Genomic DNA, 6,337 nt, shown 5'->3' on the forward strand with positions numbered 1-6,337 from the left:
ATGCCCGCGGGCTGTTTTCATGGCGCTGATCAATGGCGTGATCAGCGCCGCACCGGCCCCCCGAAGCGTTCGCGGTACGCCTGCGGCGTGATGCCCAGGTGCCGCACGACCAAGTGCCGCAGCGCCTGCTCTGACCCCAGGCCCACGCGGGCAGCCACCGTCTTGAGGGGCAACGAGCCCTGCGACTCCAACAGCCGCCGCGCGCCTTCCAGCCGGGCCGACTCAACGAAGGCCGAAGGCGTCTGCCCCGTCTCCTGCTGGAAGATGCGGCGGAAATGCCGCTCGCTCATCGCGGCCCGCCCGGCCAGTGCAGCCATTGGCATGGGCTCGGCCAGGTGTTGCAACACCCAGTTCTGCACGGCCTGGATGTCGCGGTGGCCGGTACTCTGGCTGGCCAGTTGCACGCTGAATTGGGATTGCCCGCCCGGCCGCTTGAGGTACATGACCAAGTCGCGCGCCACCTCCAGCGCCAGTTCGTGGCCGAAGTCTTCTTCCACCACCGCCAGCGCCAAGTCGATGCCCGCTGTCACGCCGGCCGACGTCCACAGATGCCCGTCGCGCACGTAAATGGCGTCCGCATCCACGTCGATGGCCGGGTAGCGCTGGCGCAGCAGGCCGGCCACGCTCCAGTGCGTCGCGGCGCGCCGGCCGTCCAGCAAGCCGGCCGCCGCCAGAAAGAAACTGCCAGAGCACAGCGCGATCATGCGGGCGACCCGCGGCGCCACCCGGGCCGTCCAGGCCACCAGGTCGCCCGATGCGGCCAGCACCTGCTCGATGTCGCGCGAGCCCACCAGCAACACGGTGCACCCCGCACCGCCCTTTTCCAGCTCGGCCAGGGTGTGCGTCGCATCCAGCGCCATCAACGTGTCCGACTGCACTGGCCCGGCCTGTGCCGCCACCACACGCACCTCGTATCCGTCGGGCCGGCCATGCCGGCGCAGATGCACGTTGGCATAGTCGAACACCGACATCGGCCCCACGGCTTCCAGCGCCTTGAAGCCTGGGTAAACGACGAGGTCGACGCGGTGCGCGGTGGTGTGGCGGTGAGGTTCCATGGAGACGCAGAGAAATGGGTAAGCGGGACGACAAACGCGCCCGACTATAGACGCGATGTCCGCCGCCGGCCGGCACCGTGGAATTCGGCCAACCCCCTCGTTCATGCGGCCAATGGGCCGGCAACGGCGGGCAGATGGCCTAAAGTGATGGATCTGCCCCGCAACTTGCGTGCGTGCGCACTTTCCTCTTCAGACACCCCCAACAGGACGGACAACCCCATGAGCATCAAATCCCGCGCCGCCGTGGCCTTCAAGGCCGGAGAACCCCTGCAGATCGTCGAGATCGACGTGGCCCCACCGCAAAAAGGCGAAGTGCTGATCCGCATCACGCACACCGGCGTGTGCCATACCGACGCCTTCACGCTGTCGGGCGATGACCCGGAAGGCCTGTTCCCTGTCGTGCTGGGCCATGAAGGCGCGGGCATTGTGGTGGAAGTCGGCGAAGGCGTGACCAGCGTGCAGCCGGGCGACCACGTCATTCCGCTCTACACCGCCGAATGCGGCGAGTGCCTGTTCTGCAAGAGCGGCAAGACCAACCTGTGCGTGGCCGTGCGCGCCACGCAGGGCAAGGGCGTCATGCCCGACGGCACCACGCGGTTCAGCTACAACGGCCAGCCCATCTACCACTACATGGGCTGCTCCACGTTCAGCGAATACACCGTCGTGGCCGAGGTGTCGCTCGCCAAGATCAGCCCCGACGCCAACCCCGAACAGGTGTGCCTGCTGGGCTGCGGCGTGACGACCGGCCTGGGCGCCGTCAAGAACACCGCCAAGGTGCAGGAGGGCGACACCGTCGCCGTGTTCGGCCTGGGCGGCATCGGCCTGGCGGTCATTCAGGGTGCGCAACTGGCCAAGGCCGGCCGCATCATCGCAGTGGACACCAACCCGTCCAAGTTCGACCTGGCCCGCACCTTCGGCGCCACCGACTGCGTGAACCCCAAGGACTTCGACAAACCGATCCAGCAAGTGATCGTGGAGATGACGACCTGGGGCGTGGACCACAGCTTCGAGTGCATCGGCAACGTCAACGTGATGCGCGCCGCGCTGGAATGCGCGCACCGCGGCTGGGGCCAGTCGGTCATCATCGGCGTGGCCGGTGCGGGGCAAGAGATCTCCACGCGCCCCTTCCAGCTGGTCACCGGCCGCAAGTGGCTGGGCTCGGCCTTCGGCGGCGTCAAGGGCCGCAGCCAGTTGCCGGGCATGGTCGAAGACGCCATGGAAGGCCGCATTCAGCTCGAACCCTTCGTCACCCACACCATGCCGCTGCCGGGCATCAACGACGCGTTCGACCTGATGCACGAAGGCAAGTCGATCCGCTCGGTGGTGCATTACTGATCCACACCGATCCCGCCCTGCGCAGCCGCTCACCGCATCACTGGACAAGACCATGACCGCCACGCTCTCCCCTGCTGCTTGCCTAGGCGCACTGCGCCGCGTGCGCGCCGGCGTGCTGGACGTGGCCTTTTGCGAAAGCGGCCCGCAGGACGGACCGCCCGTGCTGCTGATGCACGGCTTTCCGTACGACGTTCACGCCTACGAAGCCGTGGCCCCGCTGCTGGCCGCGCAGGGCTGCCGCGTCATCGTGCCCTACCTGCGCGGGTACGGCGCGACTGCGTTCGTCGACGCGGCCACGCCGCGATCGGGTGAGCAGGCCGCGCTGGGCGCCGATCTGCTGGCGCTGCTGGACGCGCTGCACATCGACCGCGCCGTGCTGGCCGGCTACGACTGGGGCGGGCGCGCGTGCTGCGTGGTGGCCGCGCTTTGGCCCGAGCGCTGCGCGGGACTGGTGTCGGTCAACAGCTACAACCTGCAGCACATCGCGGCGGCAGGCACACCGGCGGTGCCGGCCAACGAGCAGCGCCACTGGTACCAGTATTACTTTCAGGGCGAGCGTGGCCGGTCGGGCCTGCAAACCCATCGCGACGAACTCTGCCGCCTGCTGTGGAGCCAGTGGTCGCCCACCTGGAAATTCGACGATGCGACCTTCGCGCGCAGCGCCGCGGCGTTCGACCACCCGGACTTCGTGGACGTGGTCATCCATTCGTACCGCCACCGGCACGCCCACCCGGGTGCGCCCGGCGATCCGGCACTCGCGCCCATCGAAGCGCGCCTGGCCGCCCAGCCCGACATCATCGTGCCGGCCATCACCCTGGACGGTGCCGATGACGGCGTGATGCCGGTGCAGGGCACTGCCGCGCACGCCCACCACTTCACCGGCGGGCATGCACACCGCGTGCTGCCCGGCGCCGGCCACAACCTGCCCCAGGAGCTGCCCGAGGCCTTCGCCCGGGCCGTGCTGCACCTGGTGCGTGAACAGAACCCGGACACCTTCGCATGACCACCACGCCTTTCAAGACCTTGTCCAGCCACGCCAGCTTCGGCGGTACGCAGCTTTTCCTGCAGCACGAATCGCAAGAGATCGGGCTGCCGATGAAGCTGTCGATCTACCTGCCACCGCAGGCCGAAACCGGCGCCGTGCCCGCCCTGCTCTACCTGGCCGGGCTGACGTGCAACGAAGAAACCTTCATGGTCAAAGCCGGCGCGCAGCGGCTGGCGGCCGAGCTGGGCATCGCGCTCATCGCACCCGACACCAGCCCGCGCGGGGCGGCGGTCGAAGCGCTGGAAGGCGCCACCGCCAGCTGGGACTTTGGCATTGGCGCGGGTTTTTACCTCGACGCCACGCAAGAACCCTGGCGCACGCACTGGCGCATGGAGAGCTACCTCACACGCGAACTGCTGCCGCTGCTGCGCGAACACCAGCCCATCGACGGTGAGCGCCTGGGGCTCTTCGGCCACTCGATGGGCGGACATGGCGCCCTCACGCTGGCGCTGCGGCACCCGGGCCTGTTCCGGTCGCTGTCCGCCTTCGCGCCCATCTGCGCGCCCACGCAGTGCCCCTGGGGCGAGAAAGCCTTCACCGGCTACCTGGGGCCCGACCGCAGCGCCTGGGCCGAGCACGACGCCACCGTGCTGATGCAGAACCAGCCCGTCGCACCCTACCCCGGCGGCATCCTCATCGACCAGGGCCTGGCTGACAAATTCCTCACCGACCAGTTGCACCCGCACCTGTTCGAAGCCGCGTGCAACGCCATCGGCCAGCCGCTGGAGCTGCGCCAGCATGCCGGCTACGACCACGGTTACTACTTCATCCAGACCTTCATCGAAGACCACCTGCGCCACCACGCGCAAGCGCTGCAGGGCTGAGAGAACCTCAAGAAGATGCTATCTTATCGATAGCTGCTTGCGCTTTACCTATGGGCGATTCAATATGAAAACACCTTGAATATCGCATAAGACAAGCGCTAGCAGCTATGAAAACCATAGTATCCAGAGGCAGTTGACCACGGCGTTAGCAGAAGAGACGAACGCCGCATCGCACCCTTAATGTGGCGTTAAGCGCGGGGCCGAAGAATCGCGCCCCATGCCCCTGATCCTGCCCTTTCCCGCGCTGCAGCGCCCCCGCACCGCACGCCATCCAGGCGCGGCGGCCCAGCTTGACGACACCATTCACCCCGCGCGGGTGATCCTGCTGATCAGCCTCTGGCTGGCCACGGCCTGCAACGTGCCGCTGTGGCGCGCGGTGATGGATCTGCCTGGCGACCACGGCCCGCAGCGCGTCGTCTTTTTGCTGGCCTTCATGGCCATCGTGGCGGCGGGCAATGCGGCTGTGCTGGCGTTGGCGGCCTGGCGCTTCGCGCTCAAACCCGTGCTGGCGGCGGCCGTGCTGGCAGCGGCTTTCGGCTGCTACTTCATGTCGGCGTACGGCGTCGTGATCGACACCAACATGCTGATCAACGTGTTGCAGACCGACGCGCATGAGGCCGCTGCCCTGTTCACCTGGCGCCTGCCCGTCACCGTGCTGGCGCTGTCCGTGCCGCCGCTGTGGTGGCTGCGCCGCCAGCGCGTTCGCCGGCTGCCGTGGGGCCGGCTGGCCCTGCAGCAACTGCTGCTGGTGGTGGGTGCGCTGGCCGCCGCTGTGGCGTGCCTGCTGGTGGTATTCCAGCCGTTCTCGTCCACCATGCGCAACCACACGCAGCTGCGCTACATGATCAACCCGCTCAACAGCGTGTACGCGGTGGGCAACCTGGCCGCGCGCCCGTTTCGGCAAGACAGCGGGCCGCTGATGCCGGTGGGCGCCGACGCGCATCTGGGCGCCAGCTACGCAGGCCAGAACAAGCCGCCGCTGCTGGTGCTGGTGCTGGGCGAAACGGGGCGCAGCGGCAACTTCGCGCTCAACGGCTACGGCCGGCCCACCACGCCCGAGCTGTCGGCACGCAATGACCTGGTCACCGCGCGCAACGCCTGGTCCTGCGGCACCAGCACCGCAGCATCGGTGCCCTGCATGTTTTCACACCTGGGCAAGGCGGCCTATGAATCGCGCAGCGCCCGGTACGAAAGCCTGATCGACGTGCTGCACCACGCAGGCCTGGCCGTGCTGTGGGTGGACAACCAGGGCGGCTGCAAGGGCGTGTGCGACCGCATCGGCGAGGCCAACACGGCGTCATCGAACGTGCCCGGCCTGTGCCCCGACGGCGAGTGCCTCGACCAGGTGATGCTGCGCGGCATCGACGAGCGCATCGCGGCGCTGCCGGCCGAGCAGCGCGCACGCGGCACGGTGGTCGTGCTGCACCAGATCGGCAGCCATGGCCCGGCGTACTTCCGGCGTTCCGCGCCAGAGCGCAAGGCCTTCCAGCCCGAATGCCAATCGGTCAGCCTGCAGGAATGCAGCGCGCAGCAATTGGTCAACGCATACGACAACAGCATCGTGGAAACCGACCACTTCGTGAACGCCACCATCCGCTGGCTGCAGGGGCGCTCGGCAGAAGCGCAGACCTCGATGATTTACGTGGCCGACCATGGCGAATCACTGGGCGAGAACAACATCTACCTGCACGGCCTGCCTTACGCGATCGCGCCCGACGTGCAAAAGCACGTGCCGTGGATCACCTGGTTGTCACCAGCGATGCAGCAGCGCGGCGGCACCAGCACCGCCTGCCTGCAAGCGGCCATGGGCGATAGGCGCATCACGCACGACAACTACTTTCACTCAGTGCTGGGCCTGATGGACGTGCAGACCAGCGTCTACCAGCCGCAGCTGGATGTGTTCAGCAGCTGCGCGGGCAAGGTGAGGGCCGTGGCGGCCGCTTCGTCTTCGAACGGCTTGCCACGGCGCATCTGAGGGCCGGTTGTACAGTCCAACCCACCCTGGCACAAATACTGGGTGTGCAGGTAATCCGCCAGCCCATGGGTCGATCCCTCGCGCCCATAGCCCGACTCCTTTA

At 67.7% G+C, this 6,337-nt stretch carries 5 protein-coding genes; 4 read left to right on the forward strand and 1 reads right to left on the reverse strand.

The features are described 5' to 3' along the window. Nucleotides 1–41: 41 nt before the first annotated feature. Complete coding sequence (locus tag RQI28_RS19085; RefSeq protein ID WP_311224202.1) at nucleotides 42–1,055, reverse strand: GlxA family transcriptional regulator; 1,014 nt, start codon at nucleotides 1,053–1,055, stop codon at nucleotides 42–44. 225 nt (nucleotides 1,056–1,280) lie between these two features. Here RQI28_RS19085 and RQI28_RS19090 point away from each other — a divergent pair, with 225 nt between their 5' ends. From RQI28_RS19090 to RQI28_RS19105, 4 genes are all read left to right on the forward strand, one after another. Beyond that, nucleotides 1,281–2,390 carry an S-(hydroxymethyl)glutathione dehydrogenase/class III alcohol dehydrogenase gene (locus tag RQI28_RS19090; RefSeq protein WP_311224240.1) on the forward strand — a complete coding sequence of 370 codons (1,110 nt, stop codon included), beginning with the start codon at nucleotides 1,281–1,283 and terminating at the stop codon, nucleotides 2,388–2,390. A gap of 52 nt (nucleotides 2,391–2,442) precedes the next feature. Continuing rightward, entirely contained in the window at nucleotides 2,443–3,393 is a 951-nt protein-coding gene (locus RQI28_RS19095) for an alpha/beta hydrolase (RefSeq protein ID WP_311224201.1), read from the forward strand. Further along, nucleotides 3,390–4,259 (forward strand): S-formylglutathione hydrolase, encoded by an 870-nt coding sequence (fghA, locus tag RQI28_RS19100; RefSeq protein WP_311224200.1) that lies wholly within the window; start codon nucleotides 3,390–3,392, stop codon nucleotides 4,257–4,259. The genes RQI28_RS19095 and fghA overlap by 4 nt, the downstream gene beginning before the upstream one ends. A 217-nt stretch (nucleotides 4,260–4,476) precedes the next feature. After that, a complete protein-coding gene (locus tag RQI28_RS19105; RefSeq protein ID WP_311224199.1) occupies nucleotides 4,477–6,234 on the forward strand; it encodes a phosphoethanolamine--lipid A transferase in 1,758 nt (585 codons plus the stop codon). Nucleotides 6,235–6,337 lie beyond the last annotated feature (103 nt).

This window comes from Acidovorax sp. WCS2018Noco2-16 (assembly GCF_031843945.1).
Taxonomy (GTDB): Bacteria; Pseudomonadota; Gammaproteobacteria; order Burkholderiales; family Burkholderiaceae_C; genus Paracidovorax.